Origin of the sequence: Marinibactrum halimedae (assembly GCF_021234875.1) — a bacterium.
GTDB lineage: Bacteria > Pseudomonadota > Gammaproteobacteria > Pseudomonadales > Cellvibrionaceae > Marinibactrum > Marinibactrum halimedae.
Map to the genome: position 1 here is coordinate 18489 of NZ_JAJQVM010000039.1, position 23903 is coordinate 42391.

The window sequence follows — 23903 nt, forward strand, 5'->3', positions numbered from 1 at the left end:
TCGGTGAAGGTTCTTGTCGTTGATGATCAGGCCGATAACCGCCAGCTTCTAAAATTTATTCTCGATGATTACGGCTTTGAGTATTATGAGGCATCTAACGGAAAAGAAGCCTTAGATGTTTTTGCTCAACATGCAGGTATCGCCATCATTTTGATGGACGTTAATATGCCTGTGATGGATGGGCTTGAAGCCACACGTCGTATTAAATCCGAAGCGGGTAATCGCTTTGTCCCTGTTATTTTCATTACTGCTTTAGATAATCCCGATTCATTGCGGGAATGTTTGAATTCTGGCGGCGATGACTTTATTGGCAAGCCGGTTGATGAAGTTGTACTTATTTCTCGACTCGAAGTCCATAAGCGCAATTATGAATCTTACCAGACTATTGCAAAGCAAAACCAAGAGTTAATTTATCATAATGAGATGACCAACTGCGAACACGCTGTGGTAGATCATGTTTTTAAGAATGTGATTTATCGGCCAGGCAGTGAAGTGGATGGGGTGACCACTTATGTCTCTCCTGTGGCCATGTTTAATGGCGATGTGTGTTTATCAAAAAAAAGTGTTGGTGGGGGTATTTATTCTTTTATTGGGGATTTTACTGGCCACGGGCTTTCTGCGGCCATTGGCACTATGCCAATGGCAGATATCTTCTTTGCAATGTCGAGCAAAGGTGCGGCTATTGAGGCCATCGTTCGTGAAATGAACACCAAGCTCATGCAGATTTTGCCGCCAAATATGTTTTGTTGCGCCATCATTATTCACATTAGTAATGATCATCGGCGTTTGAGGGTGTGGAGTGGCGGTATGCACGAGGTGTATTTATTGAATGAGGACAGTGACATTATTGATTTGGTTCGCTCCCAGCATATGCCATTAGGGTTATTGGAAGATTTTGAATTTGAAGAAGATGTGGTTGAAATTTTATTGCCCCCAAAAACCCGTGTATTAGCTTATACCGATGGCTTGGTTGAAGCAGAGAATCATGGTGGAGAACAGTTTGGTACCAATCGTTTACGAGCGGCAGTATTAAGCAGTAAAGGGCAGTCTTTAATTCCGCATTTGTTGAATGCGGTAACCTCTTTTAAGGATGGCGCCGATCAAGATGACGACTTAAGTATGGTCGAAGTTTTTTGTGACTGTGAGCGTCAACAGCAGGTGAATTTAAAAGCCGAAGCACAACGAAATGTTCGGGCGCAGAAACTGAAAACGGATACCCATCTTGCTAATGTATTGCCGTGGCAATTTAAAATATCTTTAAATGCAGCGGAATTACGGCGTGATGACGCTCTATTGAATTTGGTGTCAATTCTTCAGGCTGCAGGTGTTGAATACGCTCAGTCTTCTTTGTCTTATACTATTATCAGTGAGCTTTTTAATAATGCCTTGGAGCATGGTTTGTTACAATTAGATTCTTCCCTAAAATCGGAAGCAGAGGGATTTGAACAATACTATGACACGCGTAAACAACGTTTGCATGAATTAAAAGAAGGGAATATTGAAATAGACTTATCTATTCGCCCCCCTGAAACGTTGACAAAAACCGAAGAAAAGTATGTCGAGGAAATGATAATGAATACAAAACCTTTTTTGGACATTATCATTACCGATTCGGGAGATGGTTTTACGCTATCAGAAGACAGTTATGAAAAAGAAGAAAGCTCTTATGGTCGTGGGTTAGAGCTTCTTAAAGCATTGTGTCACTCTTTGGAGTACAGTTTGGGTGGGCGTCGTGTGCATGCCTCGCTTTTATTGGAATAGTTTTTATTGGAATGGCTTTGGAAGCCATTTTTATCGCTGTCCAATTCGCTTTACGACTTGAGTCAATTGGTGAGTTAGAAAATCTAAGTCGTTATCATTCATCACATACGGCGGCATAATGTACACTAATTTCCCAAAGGGTCTTACCCAAATACCGGCTTGAACGAATAGGTCTTGTACGTCGTCTAGTGCCACAGGGTGCGTCAGTTCTACCACGCCAATGGCGCCCAATACCCGAACGTCTTTTACATGAGGTAATGCTCTACAGGGAGCAAGGCCTGTATTTAATCCCTGTTCTAGTCGCTTGATATTTCCCTGCCAATTGAGGCCTTCCCATGTGTGATGCAGTAGAAGGTCTAGGCTTTTATTGGCGACGGCACAAGCCAGTGGATTTCCCATATAGGTGGGGCCATGCATGAGTACGGCGGCTTCACCTTCGGCGATGCCCTGAGCGATGGTCGGTGTACACAAAGTGGCCGCCAAAGTGATGTAGCCTGCGGTAAGCGTTTTGCCCAAGCATAAAATATCCGGTGCGATACCGGCGTGTTCGCAGGCAAACAGTTTTCCTGTGCGCCCTAATCCGGTGGCGATTTCATCCGCGATTAACAATACGTTAAACTCATTGCAGAGTTGTCGCACGGCTTTCAGGTAATCGGGGGAATAAAAATTCATACCGCCAGTGCCTTGCACAATCGGCTCTAAAACCACTGCGGCAATGTGTTTATGGTGTGTTTCTATTTGCGTGGTGACACTTTTAAGGTGAATGGCTTGTAGGGGTTCATTAAACCCACAGGTAGGTTTTTCGCAAAAAAATTGTTGGGTGAGATTTTGTTGGAATAAGTGGTGCATTCCAGTAACCGGGTCACACACAGACATAGCCGCAAAGGTATCGCCGTGATAACCACCAGAAAGAGAGAGCAATCGGTTTTTTTCGGGTTTTCCTTGGCTGTGCCAATACTGCAGTGCCATTTTCATTGCGACTTCAATGGCAACGGAGCCACTATCACATAGAAAAACTTTCTCTAGTGCACCAGGGGCAATCTTTGCCAGGTGTTTGCATAAGGTAATAGCGGGTTCGTGAGTAAGGCCACCAAACATGATGTGAGCCATGTGATCCAGCTGATCTCTGACGGCTTGGTTCAGTTCTGGATGATTATAACCATGGAGTACGCTCCACCATGAAGACATGCCATCGATTAACTCTCGCCCATCGTGCAAGGTAATTCTGACGCCTTCGGCGTGGGAGACAGGATAAATCGGTGCAAGGCTATTGACTGCAGAATAGGGGTGCCATACATGCTGTTTGTCCCATTCAATCAATGTTTGAGTATCGAGCGAAGGAGAGGGCGGCTTCTGGCTCATGGTGTTTCCTTAATCGCAGTCGTATTTAAAGCGGTCAGTAATTAAAACGGTCAATATTTAAAACAAACTATTTAAAACAAACGCGATTGTATCGGCTTGTTGTTAAAAGCCCAACGGATTCATGTATTGATTTGAATTAAGGTGCGCTCACTTCGTGTGAAATTACTGACTGGCACTCAAGGATCAAGAAAAACAGCGAAGGAGTATGAATTAGTCACAATGGCTAATGACCAGTCGCTTATATCGGCATACACTCTATGGCCATAGAGTTTGTAGGTGAATAAAGTTTTACAAATAATTTATTGGCTCATAAATGCCAAATAGTCGTTTCGCGTGTCTTTGGTGTTTAAATTGGTGAAGGCATTAATGGTGGGCGATTTTTAGGTGTGTTGTGTGAACAGTTTAAAAGGGTTTTCCCGTTGAGAATAAATATCGAGCAACGTTTTCTTTCCGTCTGGTCACAGGATCGTATTGACAGACGTTGTCAGTTCTGGAGTGCCTGTGATGAGTAAATGGCAGTCATTGCTATTTGCTTCAAAGGCCTTGGCCCCTTTGAAGTTACTTTGGCGCTTGTGGCGGCACCGTCGTGTACCTATTGCCGTAAAAATGGCATTAGTACTTTCTGTTGTCACGTTCCTTGCCATGGGGTTATTGGCGTTGGCGGCTTGGACAGCACAGAAAGAGTTGCTTAGCCAGCAAATACGGGATTATGGCTCCACTATTGCTCAACAATGGGCCTCTACTGCCACAGAGTCTTTATTTACCGACGACTCCTTCACGATGCAGGTTCTGGTCAATAATTTGGTGCGAAATCGAAAAATTTATGGTGCGGCTGTTTTTGATGAATTTGGTCAGCAGAGAGTCCATCAAGGTGTCATTCCGCAAGTGCCTTTAGCGTATATTAAACAACCTGAAAATAGGCTCGAAGAGGATGTCTGGATTTGGGAGTTTGCACCAGATGAGAGCTCATTGATTGCCTTTGTTGCCCCCATCAGCTTTCGGGATGTGAAAGCGGGGGATGCGTTAGTGGTCATTTCCAAATGGGAATTGGAATTGGGATTTGGTAATAATGCCAAGCTGTTGCTTTGGATGGCGTTGGCGGCGTTTGTTGTCATGATTGTCATTGCACGTTTATTGAGCCGTGCCATGGCGCAGCCCATTACTCGCTTGGTGGAGGCTGCCGATGCTATTGGTCAGGGCGATTACACGGTTAATTTGACGGAAAAGCGCAATGATGAATTGGGAGAATTAGTTCAAGCCTTGAATCGTTCTGCGCGAAATTTGAAGCGTCGCCAAGAAGTGGAAAATGTGGTGAATCGGTTGGTGGATCGAGATGTCGCCGAGTCGTTGTTGTCTCAAACTGAAGGCTTGGCTCTGGGCAGCCAGGAAATAGAAGCAACCGTTGTCTTTGTCGATATCGTTGCGTTTACCTCGTTATCCGAGCAATTGGAAACAGCCGAGGTGGTGCAGTTATTGAATGAATTTTTTGATGCAGTTGCCCGAGTCAGTAATGCCTTTAACGGCACCATTGATAAATTCATTGGTGATTGTGCAATGGTGCTTTTCGGGGCGCCAAAAAGTGATCCGCACCATCGTCTGCATGGATTATGTTTCTCCCGGGCCATTATTTTGTTGATGTCCATCGTGAATCGCAAGCGCATCGCTCAAGGCTTAAGGCCCATTGAAGTGCGTGTGGGGGTCAACAGTGGGGAGTTAATGGCGGGCATTGTGGGGGCATCAGATCGTATGGAATACACGGCCATTGGTGATGTCGTCAATTTGGCGTCACGTTTGAGTGGTTTGGGGCCGAGCAGTGAAATTTTGGCTTCGGGTAATAGTGTTCATCATCAGAGTTTGAATAATGCCAATGCGCAAATACAAGCTTGGAAAACCTTATCTGTAAAAGGAAAAAAAGCGCCAGTGGATACTTATTTGGTGTCAGAGCTATCCCCTGAAGACGAGGCAAAAATCAAAGTGGTATTGCGACAATGCTTATCTGATTTTAACCAATTGAAGAAGTCAACGAAGAGTGAAAAGGTATCAGAAGAGTTAGTGTCGTGATGGGGTTTACTAGATAAAATCTTAAGAAAAGTTGTGATGCCTATATCATCTTAATCCCTGTGTTATTTTTGGCGACAGTGTTGTTTTGTGTCAGTGGTAGACTGGCGTGAAGTAGAGCTTCTCCTGCAGCGGTTTAACTCTTTTTTCCTGAAACAGCTTGATTAAAATTATGCCAACAAAAATTCTGACTACAATGGTATTGGCCGCAGTCATTGCGAATATGGGGGTGTTAACCGGTTGCCAAGTCATTGGCAGCGCTCTTCCTGCTTGGAGCCCAGACAATCCACCTACCCTAAGAGAGGCCAGTTATTTGGTCGAGACCAATAACTTTGCCCGACTTAACCTCCTATTTGATCAAGTAACCGCAGCAAACCCCGAATACGATGATCTTCAGTCTTTAAAACAAACGATTCCTAAGCGGGTGCAGCGTTATGAGAGTCGTCAAGTAGAACAGGCGAGACAATTGGTTGCACGCCATCAATGGCAGGATGCGTGGGCAGTATTGGCCGAAAGTCAGCGGAATTTACCCAATAGCAAAGCCCTTCAGGAAACCGAAGTGGTATTGCGTGGTAAGCACCTCAAGTTGTTGGGTGAGCTGGAGGCGCGAGAAACCTTACTGGCGGCAAAAACGTTGGTGGGAAAGATGGCATTAGCCCAAGACAGAGAGAAATTGCAGGTTCAAATGCCTTGGGCGTTTATCAATCGGGCAAAAGAGCGTCAGAGCCGAGCTATTTTGGTGGATAAGTTGCGAGAATGTGTTCGTCAGGCATTGAGTGTGAACAATCAGCAGTTGGCCTCTCAATGTTCGACAGTGGGTAAACAGCTTGGCGGGCAACCTTTGGGCAGCACATTAGAGCGCCAAGCATCTGCTAATTCAACACCATCCCTTACGGTGAGTAGCCCAGCAAACACAAAGGTAGCAACACCTAAGCCATTTCATAATGGACAAAGGCAATCCGCCATCATTCATGCTCAGCGGGTGAAAGCCTTGAAAAAGGAGTACCAAGATCTGGTTTCCGTGCGGTGGTGGCAAGGGGCGATACAAACTCTGGAAAAGCTGGAGTCTGAAGCACCCAAGGATCCGGACATTCGACGTTGGCGTGGGCAAATTAATGCCATTATTGATGCGGAAATTGCCGCAGGTATCGAGAGAGGTGAATCCTTGTACAGTCAGGGGTTGTTAAACCAAGCCCTAGACGTATGGCGACAGTTATTAATATTAGACCCGAATAACAGTGCTGTTATCGAGCGTATCAGTCGTACGGAACGCTTCCTAGAGAAGCTTCAGCGTTTGCAAGCGAGAAGCAATAGTACAAAAAATAGTGCAAAAAACAGTACCAGCAACGGTATGAGTAACAGAACCGGCAATGGTGGCGGTACAAGATCAATGAGAGCGGCAAGCGATAAAGCGCTAGTGGGGCAAAACGGCTTGCGTTAGAGAGTATTCACTCTAGAATAGGCGCCCTTATTTTTCCATTGGTTAACTTTTGTGTATTGACCAATGCGATTTACTCAATGCCATTAGCATGTTGTCACCAAGGTTTATCATGACTATCGACGCCACACGTAAAACCCGCCTCGAATTTAATAAACTTCAAAAACGCCTCCGACGCCAAGTAGGCCAAGCCATCATCGATTTCAATATGATTGAAGCAGGAGATAAGGTGATGGTGTGTTTATCTGGCGGTAAAGACTCCTATGCAATGCTCGATATTCTCATGAGTTTACAGAAGTCTGCGCCCGTGCGTTTCGAGTTGGTGGCGGTCAACATGGATCAAAAGCAACCGGGTTTTCCTGAGCATGTGTTGCCTGAATATTTAGACAAACTTGGCGTTTCTTATCATATTGTTGAAAAAGATACCTACAGTATTGTCAAAGAAGTGATTCCTGAAGGGAAGACGACATGTGGGTTATGTTCCCGCCTGCGACGTGGCACTTTATATGGGTTTGCAGAACAAATTGGCGCGACCAAAATTGCTTTAGGCCACCATCGGGATGACATCGTAGAAACGCTCTTTCTGAATATGTTTTATGGCGGGAAGCTTAAGGCCATGCCACCCAAACTGCTGGCCGATGACAAACGCAATATTATCATTCGCCCTCTCGCTTACTGCAAAGAGTCGGATTTAATTGATTTTGCCGAGGCAAAGCAATTCCCGATTATTCCTTGTAATTTATGTGGCTCTCAGGAAAACCTCCAGAGGCAAGCAGTGAAAGCGATGCTGCACCAATGGGAGCGCCAGCACCCCGGTCGTACCGAGACCATATTTTCAGCCATTCAAAATGTTCAACCGTCTCAGTTAGCGGATACAACGCTCTTTCCCTTTACAGAGTTGATGCTCAATCGAGACAGTGAAGGCGCGACACCAAGTGAAGATGCAGAGCTCGCTCTGGATGCGGAATTGACGCCATCTCGCCACGCCGCTGCTACAGAGCTGAATTCAGATCCTGTTGAAGTGATCAATGTAATGAATTTGTCGTAGTACTTGCTCTAGGTTATGGCATTTGCATTGATTGAAAGGTCGGGTAAGCGAGCCTGACCTGAAGCCTCTTCTTTTTTCCCTCGATTTTTCTTACCTCCTCCTTTCACCATAGGCAGTATTCGCTACGATTAATCTTACTTATATCGATTTGTTATGTCTGTTTGGCCAACGATTCATTCAAAGGTGCAGACTCGTCAGTTATGACTATAGTTATACCAATGGCAGTTTGAAAGACATTGGGGGTAGTGATTGACGAGTAGGAAGCATGGCTTCATCGAAGTGGGCCAGTGTCATGAGGTAAGGCTTTTGGGCGATGAGTGACGTACGACACTCAAAACGCTGGCCATATCGTAAAGCAATTAGATATCGATAAGAGATAGGGTGAAACCTACGTGCAGGCATTTTTTAGAGGTATCTCATTTCGGCTCGCATTAGTGGGTGTATGCATGGCATTCACCCTAGGCTTGCTGTTTGGGGCCGTACAGATTTACTGGGATTTTACACGTCAACAGATACTGCTGGAGCAAAATAATAACCACATTATTGAAATGATTTCCCCAGCTGCGTCACGCGCGGTTCATACGTTAGATAGTGGCTTAGCCAACGAGGTTGTCACTGGTATTTTGAGCTATGACCATGTGGTGGGTGCCAAGATTGTGGATGAGCTGGGTGCGACCCTCGCTGAAGGGACACTGCCCGAGCAAAAACCGCTGGGACAGTTTGCCTTTATTCAAACCGGTGAGCGTTACAAAGTTTACCATGCTCAGCTTTCGATTCCCGGTTATACCAATGCGGTATCTGGCCAAATTTTCTTTACTGTAGACCAACGTGTTGCATTGGCGGCGTTTTATGAACGCTCCGTGGCCATTTACTTTTTCGATTTACTTCGAAATATGTTATTGGTCCTGCTTTTATTCATTGCTTTTCATGCGATTTTAACGCGTCCTTTAATTAGGCTTGCCAAAGAGATGCGTGCGATTAACTTTCATCGTCCGGGGTCACAACGCTTCACCAGCTTGGGTAATCGTCGAGATGAATTGGCGGATCTCGTAAAAAATGGAAATCACTTATTGGAGTCTGTCGAAACAGCATTATCGTCGCGTTTAAGTGTCGAAAGTGCTTTGCGGCAAAGTGAAGAGCATCTTCGCCAACTCATTGAAAGCTTGCCTGTGGTGGTAGGGGCGCGTAACTACAGCGGACGTTTTGTTTTTGCGAATAAGGCGATGTCTGAATTGTTGGGGGTCGAAAGTGGTGCTCTGGCCAATGCCTTATTCAGTGAGGTGGCCGGTGTGAATTCCGCCATTGTGTCTGATGTGTATGAGCGTGATCGTATGGTCATTGATACGGGTATTGACCAGTTTGTTGCTGAAGAGAATTGGAAAGCCCCCGATGGGCGCGTGCTCTTTTTACAAAGCCATTACACGCCAATGGATTTTCGTGATCAACGGGTTGTGTTGGTGGTCTCTACCGATATTACCGACCGTAAAACCGCTGAAGCGAGTATGGCGCACATGGCTTATCATGATGCGCTCACCGGATTACCTAACCGACTGCAATTAGTCGAGCGCTTAGAAAGTGAAATCCATCGAGCCGCACGCCATCGTTATTTTGGTGCAGTACTCTTTATTGATTTAGACCAATTTAAAAATATCAATGACTCCTTGGGCCATCCGGCGGGGGATGTGGTACTGAAAGAAATTTCGTCGCGTTTATTGGAATCAGTCAGGGATGAAGACTTAGTCGCACGTCTCAGTGGTGATGAATTTGTGCTGGTATTGACGGTGTTGGATTCGCAAATGAACGATGCGGCTCTGAAAGCCAGTGAAATAGGTGAAAAAGTACGCCAGCGTATTGCCGAGCCGATTTACCATGAAAGTATGGAGTTGCGCGTAACATGCAGTATCGGTGCGGTCATGTTCCCTGAGGCAGGCGTCACCGTGCATGAGTTATTGCGCTTCGCTGACACTGCCATGTATCAGGTGAAAGAGCGTGGCCGTGATGCTATTGAATTCTTTAATGCGCATATGGCTGAACAAGTACACCATCAATTATTGCTCGAAGGTCAGCTTCATAAAGCACTGGAAGAATCTCAATTTGAGTTGGTTTACCAACCCAAAGTGAGTGTGAAAACGGGTGTTTTGACGGGGGCGGAGGCATTGCTGCGTTGGCGTCACCCCACTAGAGGTATGGTATCGCCTGGAGAGTTTATTCCCATTTTAGAAAGCTCGGGCCTCATTATTGATGTGGGTCAGTGGATTCTTGAGGAAGCGTGTCGACAATTACAATATTGGCAGCGTCAAGGCTATTGGCACCTGAACATGCAACTGAGTATTAATATCAGTCCACGGCAATTTCGAAGAGAGGCGTTTGTTGACGATGTAATCTCAACACTCCGTGATGTGCCTATCGAAAAAGGCAGTTTAGATATTGAAGTAACAGAGAGTGTTGTTATTGGCAATGTGGACGAAACCGTTGCAACTATGCGTAAATTGGTGTCCAGCGGTATTACGTTTTCGTTGGATGATTTTGGCACAGGGTATTCTTCGATCAGTTACCTCAAGCGCTTGCCGGTTTCCACTCTGAAGGTAGATCAAAGTTTTGTCAGAGATATTACCGAGGATCGTAGCGACAAAGTGCTGGTGCAAACGATGGCCACAATGGGATCTTTGCTCGGGTTAAAAGTGGTTGCCGAGGGCGTGGAAACAGAAGAGCAATTGATGCTAATAAGGGACTTTGGTTGCCATGAGTACCAAGGTTATTTTTACAGCCGCCCCATTTCAGCCGATGATTTTACCCACTTGTTAACCGAGAGTATCGCATCAGAGTCGGTTTCGTAGCGCCTCTAGGAGACGCCATCCACTACGTTACACCATCCTCTACGTTACGCTAAATGCCCAAAAAGCCGATACAGTAGTGCGGGTACGGCAGTTTCCACTCTTAATATTCTTGCGCCCATCTGTATGGGCTTAAACCCCACAGCTTGCAGTTTCTCAATTTCAAAATCCACAAACCCTCCTTCAGGCCCAATGGCCAAGGTGGTAGGCTCATTCACATTGGCGGGGCAATGGGGGAAGTCACCTGGGTGCGCTACGAGTTTATGTTGGTCTTCTGTGAGTTGGGCCAATTCATCTTCAACAAACGGTCGAAAGCGTTTATGAAAATAAAGGCGTGGTAGCACGGTGTCTCGACCTTGTTCTAACCCGAGTAATAATTGTTCGTGAACGGTTTCTTCGATCAGTAATGGCGTTTGCCAATAGCTTTTTTCAACTCGACGCGTTTGGAGTAAATGTAATTCTTTCACACCCATCGCGGCGATATTCTGTAAAGTACGCTTTAACATTTGCGGGCGAGGTAATGCCAAAATAAGCGTCACGGGCAAGGGGGGAGGTGGTGGTGAATTCAGTGTGACGTGAAGGGTTACTCGTTGTTCGTCAATGTGTAGGATTTCCCCAGTACCTAACTCACCATTAATCACGCCCACTTTCAATGCGTCTCCCACCTCGGCTCGATGAACCTTGCGAATATGCTTAAAGCGGCGGTCGGTGAGTTGGATTGAGTGATTTGGGTTCAGTTCGTCGGCTGAAATAAGAATTAAATTCATAGGACAATATAGCTTTTATGAACTCTAAAAATATTTATCATGGCCTTCGGTGAATTTTTGGCCAATGCTTAATCTTTCTTTGATAGTTGAATGCTACTAAATTTGTTATCTGTGGCTTTTCTCATTTGAATATCTAATTAGGTATTCGGCTTCTAGTGCTTTGTGTTCAGTAGTTAGTTTATCCACTTTTTGAAGCAAGCTTTTTTGTATGGTTTTCATTAGCTCTGGTGTGATACTTAATAACTCTAAAACCCCATATTGTTTATACAATTTAAATAACTCTTTGGTTTCCTCTTTCGATAAGCCATGGGTGGCTAATTTCTTATTCAGTATATTCTTTTCCACTTTTTTGCCCAAAGGAGTGGCATAAAACTTTGCGTCATTTTCAAGCTGATCTAAGGTGAGGTGATGACTTATATGAAAGGCAATTGAGTATTTGATACTTTCTTCACTGAGGTGCTTTTCAACCGCATTGGTGTAGTCTGATTTAAAGTCAAGTATTAGTTTATTACTTGCATTTCTCAGTTTACTTTTTTCTAAATGTTTTTCAAATGCTATATCAGCGCGATCATGTATGAATTTTGCGTACTTCTTTACAGTAGCCATTTCCAGAGCTAATTCCAATTTTCTATCTTCTTCGCTTGCTTCAGCTGTGGAGTTTGTTGTAAATAGAAAAAATATAACAAAAAGTGATAAAACATATTTCATTGATGTTAAGTTTTTAATTTTGGGAGCTTGGATAATGACATTTTTCACGTTTTACGCTTGTCCTTTATTGGAGATAATATGTCTTGAATGAGGTTCTTAAAGAATAATAAATGTGCAGGGTATACTATTTGCTCTTCATTTAAAACTATAAGCTTTTTTGCTCATGTACAACAGGCCTTTTGTATAAAAGGTATAGCTGAGGGAAGCTTACACAAGCTCACCGATATAGTGAGCTATCATGGGATTGCATTAACGAAGGATAAAAAGCAGAGAAGAGCCGTACTTGGAGAAGAGGATTATTTGCTATTTTTTTTGCAAGTCATCAGAAGTATGGTGATCGGCGGGATATTCCGCCGATTCGAGAAGTAGACCCTCACCGATTACGTTGGGTAAACTGATCATCACTTACGCGTTCAGTGCGACGGCCTTCTGTTTGAACTAAGCGCTGGTTGCTGTTCATCCAGTAGCGAACGGTTTGGTTTGAGGCGCTGGCTGAGAGCGCATCTCGGTTATTATTATTTTCAATGTTTAAAGTAGAACTGTTGTAGCTGAGTAAATACCACCAGCGTGCCATAACGTGCTTCTCTGTAAATTGCCACGCCCAAAAATACCAAGGGGCCAGTTCAGAAAACGCTGTTTTTTGTAATAGTTCATTATTGGCATCGCCAACAAATATCGTACTGGTGGTAGGAGAAGAGCGGTAGGCTTCAATAAGTACGCCTGCATTTTTTAAATTATCTGCATAGTCACGAGCGACTTGGCCTGTCCACCGATTATTTAAATAGTCTTTTTCGCCATTGGAAAAAAATGGGTCTAATAATGCAAGGCGATTGGGCAATGCGTTTGTGTTGAGTGCTCCTGCGTTAACGGCATCTAATAATTGTTGACTGGCGACAATCATTAACTGTGCACCAAGAGAATGTCCTGCGAGGCGGATATTACTGGCGTCTTGAAAAACGTCGAGATATTCCTCAACAAATAATTCTGAGATGCTGGTATTTTGGGGGCCATTATTGTTGGTTTCGGTTTGTCCTTGGCTAACGTAGGAACGCCAGCTTAAGCGGCGAGGGTTATTTCTTTCGGGTTGTGGCCAGATTTTTTCTTCGGCATCTTGCACTTCGCTTTCGTCTGCAAATTGCGTCCAATAATAAATTGCTACATTGTAGCCATCGTTTATCCAAGAGGCGGCAAGATCAATCCCCTCAGGTGCGCCAATAATGTCACTGGTATCAAAAGTTTCTCGACGCATATCTTCTACCATGCCATTTTGCCAGCCATGGAGGTAAACCATTGTGGGTTTGGATGGGTCAAAATAACGATTTCGCTGGCCGGGCTGATATTTCTCGTAGGCGTCATTTTTTCCAAAAAAATAAAACCCATAATCTAGATCGGTGAAGGTTGATTCCGAAAATTCTGCGATGGCAAGCGTGCATTGGCTTGTGACAACAAATGCTATGCCCAATAACCAGAGAGGTAATTTTTTTACAGATGAAAGTTGTATTTTCATAAAAGGGAGTCTCCCGAAATTATTGTTATGAGGGATGTTGAAACCATAACGTGTTACAAATCGGTTAACAAAATATGACCGCTCAGTCTAATTCTTGTCGTAAAAATGTAACAAAACTACACATTGATGATCAAATAGTCGACAGCAAGATATTATTAATTAAGAGGATAAGTTTATATTTGTAACACGCATCACCATTGAATATTTTTAGGTCAATGGGATTCCGGTAATCACTACGGCTTTGGTGCAAAAAAATATCAACTTAAAAGAGTGGGCGATTAACACTTGGCGTTAATCGCGAGTTTTTATAAGAAAAATGGCGCTATTGGTGAGTGAGGGTAGATTTTATTTACAGGGGGGTTGCTGATGTAAGCGCTCTTGGTTGCTCAGTTAAAAAAGCTGTCCATTTAAAATTGGTGATGATGTCTCGGCAACCAATGTGCGGTGGCCTGAATAATCTCTTCGGAACGGTCTGAAGTTATCCATAAAGCAATAGCCGTTTTTTCTTGCTGTTTGTTGGGGATTTTTCTTAATGGAAAGCGCCATTCTTTTTTTCCATTTCGTTGCCAATGATCCAACACCACAAAATCGTTGGTTAATTCTCGTCGGTTGTTTTCACCTGCTGTAATTTTTCGTGTCAACCCCATACCCAAGTAAGCAATGTGCAGTGTGTAAGAAGATTTCACGTCCCCTATGGGGTCAAATGATACCGTTAATTGTTCGTTATTCAGTGTGGCTTTTAAATTACCGGGTGTTCCTTGATGAGCGGGTGGTGTGCTAGCGCGTCGTTGAAACCATTGCCGCCATTCTTTACTGTTGACGACGAAGCCTGGAGTATAAACGGACTTGAGAATCCCCGTTTTGGCCAGTTTGCGTTGTCGTTGGGAATAACGGGATGACGCGAACGGATCTTTCCAACCGATGTAATCCCAATAATCCACGTGAAAAGCCATTGGAATAATGTGTTCAAACAGGCCAGGGTGTTCAGTGAACTTGGACAACCATCGATCTGCAGGGGGGCAGCTGCTGCAGCCTTGTGAGGTGTATAACTCAATGACGGTGGTGGCTTCGTCACCGCTTGAGAATGATAAGGTAGTCTGAGGCTCATTCGCCAGTGCGTTTGGTGCAATTGTTGAGGCGATCAAGAAAAGTATTGTAACAAGAGTGAAAATAAAAAAATCTTCTCTCAGAGAAAAAGAAGCCGTCTTCACCGTAGAAAAGGGTGGGGGGGTATTTGAAGTTTTCATCCTATCACCTATTTGTAACAGGCCGATGAGTAATGGCCTATGTGTCGTTGGTTTAGTATTGCCCTATGAGCGAGTGAGATCTTCACGAAAGCGTAACGATAGGTAAAAAAAGCCCAAGTGAGCACACTTGGGCAAAGGATGAAAACCTCTACACTAGGAGTCTACGTGTAGAGGCTGATGTGTCATTGGTGTTTATTCGGCGATACAGAATTCGCCAGAGGTGACTTCACTGGTGAATTCAGCGCCTTCTGAAACAACGGTGCCATTGGCATCAGTTAAAGTGAAACCGCCGTTGCCATAACGACAGCACAAACCGTCTCCGTAGGAATCGTCTAGGGTGAAGGTGTAGGTGCCAGCAGCCAGGTTGATGGTTTCTTCTAGGGTAGAGTTATCGGGTTCGCTGCCATAGGTTCCACCAGAGGCTACCGTGTTGCCACCATCTGTCACGCTCCAGCTGATGTCCTCAGGGTAACGGTCAAAGGTGATGCTCAAAGACAATGGTGCAGTTAAACACTGAGGTGCTGGGTCGGTTGGATCTGGATCTGGATCTGGAGTTGGGTCTGGATCAGGAGTGCCCGTTCCTTCGGTTTCAATACCGGTTGCGATCAATGAGAACGCCTGAGAGCCACCACGTAGAGAACCTTCATGAGTGACGGTTACGGTATAGGTTTCTCCTGCCACGGTATTTTCGATCACGATTTTCTCGACGTTGTCCACATCGTTGTCGCCGGTGGTGGCGGCACGTGCTGGGAATTCTGGGTCAAGAACGTAAGGTCTGGCGGTAGTGCCATCAGGGCGAGTGATGGTCATGTCCAAGTCATTGATCAGCATGACTTCTTCATGCTCCCAATCGTCCCAAGAGCGACTGCCGCGTGCAGCAGGGTTCTGGGCAGCGTGAGCAGGGTCAGTCCATACCATGGTAACCACTAAGTCGCCGTCGCCGCTGGCTTCCAACTCAAGGGTGTAGGTGCCGTTATTGGACAGGGTCTCTTCGGTGATGATGCTACCGCCAGTAGTCGCTGCTGTAATGACGTTCGCCGCAGATTCCGTGTTCAGTACACCCCAACCAAAGACATAGTCGGGGCCGTCTGAGTTGCCCGCTTCATCCGCAGTATGAATAACCAAAGCTTTTAACGTGGCAGCACGCATGTACTCGTTGTAAGTTTCATCGTAGTACTGTTGCAATAACCCCATAGAGCCAGAAACGTTAGGGGAGGCCATCGAAGTACCGCTGATGGTTTGGTAAGCGCTATTGCTGCCACTGTAGGTGGAGTAAACCTGATGCCCATTGCCGACCAAGTCTGGTTTGATACGGCCATCGTCAGCAGGACCACGCGAACTCCAGCTGTTGGCAGTGACATCACTTGGGGACTCATAGCCGCCGGAAATGTCTAAGATCGAGCCAACGGTTAAGATATTTTTCGCATTACCGGTTTCACCGATACAGTCATAACCATTGTCGTACGCACAATCGTTAGGGTGGCCGTTACCGCTGTCGCCCGTATCATTACCGGCCGCTTTTACGATGAGGTAGTAAGGGGCCGCCTCGGCCACTTCATCCCAGTCGGCGGTGTTTTGCGTGTAGTAACCGAAACGGTAATCTTCGTTTGGCGTAATGTCTTCGTCACCGTACCAGGTTCCACGGCTCCAGCCAGTCACGTATCCGTAGGAGTGGTTTGAGATCAGCAAGCCATCTGCGGCGGCATCGGCCATTTCTTCGGTATCGCTGTTCCAGTCGTAGGCATCGAGATTGGCTAGAGACGCCATGCCTTTCGCGCGAGCAGTTTGACCTTGGGCTACCATGGTGCCGGCCACGTGAGTGGCGTGGTCACTGAAGGAAGAAGGGTTGTCACGCTGGGTCACACGACCGTCAAATTCACGGTGAGTGGTACGTACACCACCGCCGTCCCATTCACCCAAAGTAATACCGTTACCTTCTAAATCTAAACCACTTGAACCGTTGATCCACAATGCATCGGTAGACGTTGTCTCCGCAGAATCAACATTAAAAGTGGTGTAATAGCGCGGCTGATTGTCTTCTACACCGATTAATTCCATGATGCTGCCGTTAGGAAGCTCTTGACGAATAGGCCAATTAAATTGCGCAGCCATTTCTAAAGCTAACGCTTTATTTTTTGCGCGCTTGGTTTGAATGCGCTCTTTAATGGCTTGAAGCCGAGTTTTGTCTGTGGCTTCAATTTGAGCAGTGCTTTGAGCGTGAGCAAAGCCTATCATGCTGCTTGCAACGGCAGCGGCAATCATTGTTTTTTTAAACATTATAAACCTATTGTATCTATAGTAAGTACATTTAAGACCCTAGCGGGATACTATTGTTGTTGTGATGATAAACATCACTTTTTGCCGTCAAATTTTGTGCACGAAATTAATTAATGCACTGAATTTGACCGCAAAAGCGGTCGACAAGTTATGCATTGATCAAAAAATATTGATGAATATTAATTGTCGTTAAAATTTTTTACATGCTGTTGCAGGTGTGTAAACACCAGGAAATCAAATGTTTTGGTACTTTCTTTCTCTTTACTTTTTTTATTTTAAAGCGTCACTTTTGGACTATTCTCTGTGTTGAGACTTTGTCGCATTTTGAATGTTTTTGTTTTGAATGTTTTTTCTAATGTTACAAAAGCAAGACGCTTGTGGTTTGAATGGCCTCAAAATTATTTTTGTTTTGTAAAAAAATAATTTTTTTTTGTGAATTACTTAGGGTAAATTAATTTTTTTTAAGAGTTTTTGGTGTTTTATGATGGTGATGGTTTTTGGCGTTTAAATTAAATTTTAATTAATTAAGATGTATTTTGTGTCAAAATGGTGTGCTGATTCTGAATTTTTATGTGGTGTTTTCATTGGTAAGTATTTTTTACTTTAAACTCACGTTAATTCGATTTTCCATAAAGTGTGTTTTGAGAGAGTGTTTTTTGTGCTGTTGTAATGGGTTGTGCTGTTGTAATGTGTAAAGGCGATGCTGAAGAGAGGAAAAGAGGGGGGTAATGATGGAGATAAAGCGTGAGTATTGAATACAAAGTGAACGTTCCTATCAATGTAGTGCAATTTCAGAAATTACTAGAAGCATCTACATTAGGTGAGAGGCGGCCTGTCGATGACCTCCCGTGCTTGCAAGGAATGCTAGACAACAGCAACCTGATTGTGACGGCATGGCAAGGGGCGGAGTTAATCGCTATTGCTCGCAGTATGACCGACTTCCATTATGGGTGTTATTTGTCGGATCTTGCGGTAGATAAAAAGTATCAACGGAAAGGGATTGGTAAACAATTACTTGCATCGACTCAAAAACAGTTGGGGCCAAAATGCAAACTGATACTCATTGCGGCTCCGGCGGCGAAAGATTACTACGAAAAAGTGGGGTTCTCATGGAATGAGCGCTGTTGGGTGTTGAATCCGCTAGGTGATTCAGGGGTTGTGAAGTGAAAATATGAATCGTAGTCATTGGGTAGGTTGATTCTTACTCCACATCCAGCGGCTTAAGTTTGGTTTCCATAAAGCTCAAATACTCATCATCGTCTTGCCGTTGATTGAGATCATCTTCATAGGAAAACTGCGCATCTGCATTGGGTAAAGTAACGTTGAACTCTACTCCAGTGGTGTCTAGAGGGATAAAAGTTAGCTTGGAAGAACGACGTTTAGTGGTGATTTCGATGGCCCATTTAGGGATGTGATGATTATTCGGGTCCGTGATTTTAATGAGTGTATCCGTTTCAAAATGACTAAATACATGAGTTTGACCTTGTGAGCGGGGTGTGATCTCGACGCTTTTAATGGGCTTTTTGTATTTCCACTCTATGGTCTTGTTGTTAGAGGGCGGCGTATTTTTATTAGAGTGATGGTTTTCGAATTCATCGGTATGAGTAGAAAGGTTAGCATTATCGTTGATGGGAGACGTTTGGTTATTACAGCGAAGCCCATTTTTTGTTACTTGAACTTCAACAATATCCGTTATGATGGCGCCACTGCTGAATCCGCTGCTGTCTAGCTCGATACGTATCGAATAACTTTCAGGTGTGTTTTCAATATTTTGAAACTCAATATTGCCCTCGTAACCTTTAATCACTTCACGCACAAAATATAAACCTAATCCTTTACCATGCTGGCCTTTTGCTCGACGCGTAGTAAACCCAAGCTGAAAAAGTTTATCGGCATCTTCATCGCGAATATGGGGGCCATGATTGTACACGCGTAATAGTGTCTGAGTCGGTTGCTTTGTGAGTGCAATGGATACCCGATGGTATTTTCGGCTTATTGTACTTCCTGAATGGTTTTTGCCTGTGGGAAGTTTACTCGAATAATAGAGCGCATTTTTTACTAGGTTTTCCATTACCAATACGAGATGGTTTTCATTTCCTAACAGCTCGCAATGAGCATCGAGGTCAAACCAAAACTGTGAATCATGAAAATTACGGATAACCCCTCCGTGAGTATCACTGTTGTGCAGTAATGTAAAATCTTCCATTAACGGTGCGATGGCCCTTAGTACACTGTTGTGTGCAAAAAATGTGGGTACATAAGGCAGAGGCTCTTCACCATTGGTGGTATTGTTTAACGTTTTTTTCTGCTGATTTTTCTTTTGTAATTGCGCTTGGTAGTAGTATTCCTCGCACTCGCATAAATGATTGTTAATATGAAGCGCGATGTTTTCGGTAGTGGATAAATCCAATAAGTCCCATAAATAATCTAAGCTGATTATCGCCTCTGCATAAGGGTTGTGATGATAGAGAGGAATAGTCGAGTTCAGCGTTGTGTGAATGTGTGATGAATTATTTTCTGAACTCTCTTCGGGAGGATTGTCTTGGGTTCTGTGCTCGGCAGAAAGTGCGATCAGTGTATCTTCTAATGCTTGCGCTGCACTTTCCTCATCGAACTCTCCTTCTGAGGGTGTGTTTTCCATTTCCCCATTAATGAGGGTTTGTTGCTCATACTGAGGGGGGGCTTCTGGGTGGAGGTGATGAGATGTCGGTGGTGGTGAAGTACTTTTTGTTGAGTGCGAGTCTATCTCAAAATGATCACGCGCATTTTGTAGGGATTGTTTGACTTTGTCATAACAAATAATGCCGTTATGGCGTACTTCAGCGGCAATGCCCCGGAAGTGCAGAAATTTTTCATCGTATTCAATGTATTCTAATAAACGGTCACTGATAAAAAATTTTAGCTTATCTGCTTGGTTGGAATAAGTATGGGCTTTACTTTGTAAGTGTTTTTTATGGTCTGTTAATTCTTGTATTTGTTCCTGTAATGCTTCTATATGTGCAATATAACGCTTCTGCCGACGATAAAAGCGGCGTATGTCTAGTGTTAATAACAGTCCAGCGCAGATAAGTACCACCGTTTGTAATGGCCACTGCCATAAAAAAGAAGGTGTGAGCTCTATTGGAATTAAGAAGGGGTTTGTTCCAATGAATAAATAGGCAATGACACCTAACAACAGTGTCGTACTGCTCCAAGTGTAAGATAGACGTTTTTTTCGACTGAGCATTACGTCGTGGCGGTGTAACGGGTGTTCATTCATTCGGGGGTATCCAACAATAAGCGCCTTGATCACCAAACGTGGCAATGGCCTGTCCGTTTTTACAATGGGATATAAAATGACCTTGCTTACCTTCGGCGAATTCGAAGGCATGGCGTAGGGTTTTAATGTGTTGTCGATAATTGGCGTAAGAAAAACGTTCAGGGTCCGCGTCTAAACATTCTGCCATTTGCAGCGTGGTAATCGGTCGAGGTGAGCATTCTACTAAATAACGTAAAATTTTTCGCGGCATCGGTGCAAGCGGACGTTTCGGATTGGCAGGGTTCATGAGTTTTATCTTGCGCCAATACACATCCCAGGTAATTAAATCGATGGTTAATGGGCCGCTGATAATGGCCTCTTCTGAAGAAGAGGTGGTTGCTATTTCATTGCCCATATTCTGTTGACGTAAAATGGCTTTAATTCGCCAGCATAAAACCGCTTCGACATTTCTTTGATGTTTGGCAATAAAGTCTTGTGTACTGGCTTGCTCAAAGGCATCTGCTTCAATTTGCGTACCGCTGTATTCCGATAAATAAATAATGGGCAGTTGTGGCCATTTTTTATTCAATGCTTGCGAGACGGAAAACCCTGCCTGATCATTGCCATTCATGCGGGCATCTAAAATGGCAATGTGTGGTGGCTGATCTTTCGGGAGTTGGGCGATACGTTGCTTGGCGGCCTCGGCGAAGCGCGAAACGATGAGTGTATTGGGTTGTGGGTGAGATTGTGAGGTAGATCGAGAGTTGGACTGGGAAATGGATGAGGATTGGGCATCGGGGATTTGATCAAAGTGTGTAGACTCTAATACCGACGAGAATTTGTTGATCCAATGGGATTGGTCTTCTACCCAAAATATCACTGCCATTGATCGTTATCCTTTTTTCTCACAGATTTTTCACTGCCGTTGGATATAAATCACACCGTTAACTTGAAACGGTTCGTTACACAACTCGACATACCCCTTGGATTATCCAGAAATCGAAGAGGGTCATCCTGATTAAAACTGTGACGAACTTCACCCATTCAGTGGAGATGTGATGTATGTCCAGTGAACTTTTGACACTTTGGTCCAATCAACCTGCGCTATCGTTGGCGATATGGGCGGCGATGATTATTTTTATGATGTATCTGGGGCGCAAGCCTTCACACCAACTTCTACGCTCGTCCGGTCGTGGGATTTATCGTTTGATGCGCTTAAGTGCGCGTACTTTAGCGTTGTGGCAAGAAGCCTTGGCAGAGCGTAATCGCTCAATCATCCTGGCTTCAGGCAAAGACGCGACAGAGCGTGCCATTGAGCGAGAATTTGAACGCATCAAAGACATTGTTGCCCGTGACTTGGCTCATTATCCCAGTCTGCATCGCCAGATCAGCGATGTAGTCGGCAAAATCGAGACCGATTACCACGCATCCGCAGAAACGCCACCGGCGCCACCGAGTTGGCTTGATGCAGTAGAAGCGGTTGGGGCCATTCCTAAAAGTGCGGACCCGGCTGTGGCGAAAATCATGGATAACATTCATGACACGATTGTTGCGGCTCACGATGAGACGTTATCGGCATACCGAAAGTCCAGTCAAGAACGTCATCGTATCTTAGGGAAATTACAACCGCTCTGGCGCAATATGGTCAGTCAGCTTGGAGAGGTAAATACGAAGTTTGAAGGAATTGGCGACAGGGCTCGTATCATTGATGAAAAAATGCAGGAGTACCAGAAAATTCGCGAAGGGGAAGAGAGCGTATTGCAGGCATTAACGTTGTCATCATTGACTCAATTTTTTATTGGTGGTGTGGTGCTGGTCATTGCGGTGATGGGGGGATTAATTAATTTTCAATTAATAGCGATGCCCATGTCAGAAATGGTTGGTGGTAATAGTTATATCGGCGGGATGAGAACGTCGGATATTGCGGCGTTGGTAATTATTTTAGTGGAAATTGCCATGGGATTATTTTTGTTGGAGTCTTTACGCATTACCCATTTATTTCCGATTATCGGCTCCATGGACGATAAAATGCGCCGTAAAATGATGCTCATTACGTTAACCATACTCACTATTTTGGCGACCGTTGAGGCTTCTCTGGCTTACATGCGGGACTTGTTAGCCTTAGATCGTGAGGCATTAACACAAAGCTTGGCGGGGAATACCGTTGTGGAAGCCAATTTTCGTTGGATTCCTTCGGTGGGTCAAATGGTGATGGGATTTATTTTACCCTTTGCATTGGCTTTTGTTGCGATTCCCCTTGAGTCTTTTGTGCATGCAGCGAGAACGGTATTGGGTTTAGTAGCGCAAGGTGTATTGCAGCTATTATCAGTGTGTTCACGATTGCTCGGCACTTTGGGGATGTATTCTTGTCGTGTGCTCACTCACCTTTATGATTTGGTGATTATGGTACCGCTTAGTATAGAAACATGGGTTGCTCAAGGGCGCATTAAATTTAATAGTCGAGAAGCATTACCCTCTTACCGCTATGCCTATAGTGGTAATGATAATCAAGGCAATCATTCCGTCAGTGATGACCTAAGGGGTGGATTGAGTGCAGACGTGGTAGAGCCTGAATTACCAATGGAAGAGACTTCCACAGATTCAGGCCGAAAAACCACAGCAAGAAAAAGTACAACCAAAACGACCACACGAAAAACCACGCCACGTAAAAGTCGAACCAAGAAAGAGGACAATGACGATGCCATTATTGAAAGCAATGCATAAAATTCGCCTCGTCACATTCATTGCCGTCACCTTATGGGTGACGGGTTGTGGGGAACAAGGGCCACAGAGTCGATCTGTCTACATGTTGATGGATACCTCAGGGACTTACACACAAGAAATTTATAAAGCACAGCATATTTTAAATTACTTATTGGCCACACTCAGTAGTGGTGACTCTATTGCCGTAGCTAGAATCGATAGTGGCAGTTTTAGTGAAAAAGACATTATTGCGAAAGCCACTTTTGATGAACGGCCAAGCATGGCTAATCAACAAAAACGTGCCTTTAAGCAAGAGCTGGATGCGTTTGTGGATCAGTTGAAAAAAGGCAGTCGTCATACCGATATTACCGGAGGTCTTCTACAAGCCGCTGAGTTTTTAAATGAAACGGGGGCGGATAAGAAAATGGTATTGATTTTCTCTGATCTGGAAGAAGATCTAGACAGTGGTCATGTGCGGAATTTTCCGATGACGTTATCTGGCATCGAAGTGGTGGCGTTAAATGTGACAAAACTCCGGTCGGATAATATCGACCCAAGAGAGTATCTCAAGCGTTTAGAAAATTGGCAAACGCGTGTGAGCAATGGCGGTGGATACTGGAGAGTAATGAATGATTTGGATCGTTTAGAGCGCTTAATTGCAGATTATTAAACTCACAAAGCACGTTTTTGGAGAATTGCTATTGTAAGCCCCGGAAGGGGCTTTTTGAGAGTAAAATAATTTCGGAGTTTTTTTCAAGTTTGATGCTTCCAATACTGTAGACACTTTTAAGCAGCGATTGCCCCATAGTCACTATAATGTTGGTAAACCGCTGCCACTTTTTTACAATTTCTGCTTAATTCTAAGTCATCAAAAACCCTATCCATCAGGTGTTGATTGAACTTTTTACGCTTCCAGCTGGCAATTGAAATGACACTTTCCTCACTGGTTTCTTTA

General features: G+C 44.4%; 17 protein-coding genes. 8 read left to right on the forward strand and 9 right to left on the reverse strand.

The features are described from left to right. The first annotated feature begins 3 nt into the window (after positions 1-3). Entirely contained in the window at positions 4-1761 is a 1758-nt protein-coding gene (locus tag LU351_RS17855; RefSeq protein ID WP_232595456.1) for an ATP-binding SpoIIE family protein phosphatase, read from the forward strand. Positions 1762-1791: 30 nt separating this feature from the next. On the opposite strand, the gene bioA is transcribed toward LU351_RS17855, so the two are convergent. Continuing rightward, positions 1792-3123, reverse strand: coding sequence for an adenosylmethionine--8-amino-7-oxononanoate transaminase (gene bioA, locus LU351_RS17860; RefSeq protein WP_232595457.1), 1332 nt, complete (start codon positions 3121-3123; stop codon positions 1792-1794). A gap of 504 nt (positions 3124-3627) precedes the next feature. Between bioA and LU351_RS17865 the strand changes: the two genes are divergently transcribed. The 3 genes from LU351_RS17865 (at position 3628) to ttcA (ending at position 7667) form a co-directional block, all read left to right on the forward strand. Beyond that, positions 3628-5184 (forward strand): adenylate/guanylate cyclase domain-containing protein, encoded by a 1557-nt coding sequence (locus LU351_RS17865; RefSeq protein ID WP_232595458.1) that lies wholly within the window; start codon positions 3628-3630, stop codon positions 5182-5184. Positions 5185-5353: 169 nt separating this feature from the next. Next, positions 5354-6622, forward strand: coding sequence for a tetratricopeptide repeat protein (locus LU351_RS17870; RefSeq protein WP_232595459.1), 1269 nt, complete (start codon positions 5354-5356; stop codon positions 6620-6622). Positions 6623-6731: 109 nt separating this feature from the next. Then, a complete protein-coding gene (ttcA, locus tag LU351_RS17875) occupies positions 6732-7667 on the forward strand; it encodes a tRNA 2-thiocytidine(32) synthetase TtcA (RefSeq protein ID WP_232595460.1) in 936 nt (311 codons plus the stop codon). A gap of 210 nt (positions 7668-7877) precedes the next feature. Here ttcA and LU351_RS17880 read toward each other — a convergent pair whose 3' ends face one another. Then, entirely contained in the window at positions 7878-8069 is a 192-nt protein-coding gene (locus LU351_RS17880; protein WP_232595461.1) for a hypothetical protein, read from the reverse strand. 44 nt (positions 8070-8113) lie between these two features. Between LU351_RS17880 and LU351_RS17885 the strand changes: the two genes are divergently transcribed. Further along, positions 8114-10504, forward strand: a complete 2391-nt coding sequence (locus tag LU351_RS17885; RefSeq protein ID WP_232595462.1) for a putative bifunctional diguanylate cyclase/phosphodiesterase — start codon at positions 8114-8116, stop codon at positions 10502-10504. A gap of 44 nt (positions 10505-10548) precedes the next feature. Here the strand turns inward: LU351_RS17885 and LU351_RS17890 are convergent, their stop codons facing one another. The 5 genes from LU351_RS17890 to LU351_RS17910 all read right to left on the reverse strand — a co-directional run bounded on the left by LU351_RS17890 (position 10549) and on the right by LU351_RS17910 (position 17007). After that, complete coding sequence (locus tag LU351_RS17890; RefSeq protein ID WP_232595463.1) at positions 10549-11268, reverse strand: 16S rRNA (uracil(1498)-N(3))-methyltransferase; 720 nt, start codon at positions 11266-11268, stop codon at positions 10549-10551. A 105-nt stretch (positions 11269-11373) separates the two neighbouring features. After that, the gene (locus tag LU351_RS17895; protein WP_232595464.1) at positions 11374-12024 is read right to left on the reverse strand and encodes a DUF2059 domain-containing protein; all 651 of its coding nucleotides are present in this window, start codon (positions 12022-12024) and stop codon (positions 11374-11376) included. A 325-nt stretch (positions 12025-12349) separates the two neighbouring features. Then, on the reverse strand, positions 12350-13483 hold the full coding sequence (locus tag LU351_RS17900; protein WP_232595465.1) for a hypothetical protein: 1134 nt from the start codon (positions 13481-13483) through the stop codon (positions 12350-12352). Between the two features lie 407 nt (positions 13484-13890). Next, positions 13891-14730 (reverse strand): DUF1223 domain-containing protein, encoded by an 840-nt coding sequence (locus LU351_RS17905; RefSeq protein WP_232595466.1) that lies wholly within the window; start codon positions 14728-14730, stop codon positions 13891-13893. A gap of 192 nt (positions 14731-14922) precedes the next feature. Then, positions 14923-17007, reverse strand: a complete 2085-nt coding sequence (locus tag LU351_RS17910; protein ID WP_232595467.1) for a S8 family serine peptidase — start codon at positions 17005-17007, stop codon at positions 14923-14925. A 744-nt stretch (positions 17008-17751) separates the two neighbouring features. Here LU351_RS17910 and LU351_RS17915 point away from each other — a divergent pair. Next, the gene (locus LU351_RS17915; RefSeq protein ID WP_232595468.1) at positions 17752-18174 is read left to right on the forward strand and encodes a GNAT family N-acetyltransferase; all 423 of its coding nucleotides are present in this window, start codon (positions 17752-17754) and stop codon (positions 18172-18174) included. A 34-nt stretch (positions 18175-18208) separates the two neighbouring features. Here LU351_RS17915 and LU351_RS17920 read toward each other — a convergent pair whose 3' ends face one another. Both LU351_RS17920 and LU351_RS17925 read right to left on the reverse strand, forming a co-directional pair. Continuing rightward, a complete protein-coding gene (locus LU351_RS17920; protein ID WP_232595469.1) occupies positions 18209-20266 on the reverse strand; it encodes an ATP-binding protein in 2058 nt (685 codons plus the stop codon). Next, positions 20259-21131 (reverse strand): response regulator transcription factor, encoded by an 873-nt coding sequence (locus LU351_RS17925; RefSeq protein ID WP_232595470.1) that lies wholly within the window; start codon positions 21129-21131, stop codon positions 20259-20261. Before LU351_RS17925 ends, LU351_RS17920 begins: the two co-directional genes overlap by 8 nt. 176 nt (positions 21132-21307) lie before the next feature. On the opposite strand from LU351_RS17925, the gene LU351_RS17930 reads away from it, so the two are divergent. Together LU351_RS17930 and LU351_RS17935 are read left to right on the forward strand one after the other, a co-directional pair. Further along, positions 21308-22969: a hypothetical protein gene (locus LU351_RS17930; RefSeq protein WP_232595471.1), complete on the forward strand. Its 1662-nt coding sequence runs from the start codon at positions 21308-21310 to the stop codon at positions 22967-22969. Further along, positions 22944-23618 (forward strand): VWA domain-containing protein, encoded by a 675-nt coding sequence (locus LU351_RS17935; protein ID WP_232595472.1) that lies wholly within the window; start codon positions 22944-22946, stop codon positions 23616-23618. The genes LU351_RS17930 and LU351_RS17935 overlap by 26 nt, the downstream gene beginning before the upstream one ends. The last annotated feature ends 285 nt before the right edge of the window (positions 23619-23903 follow it).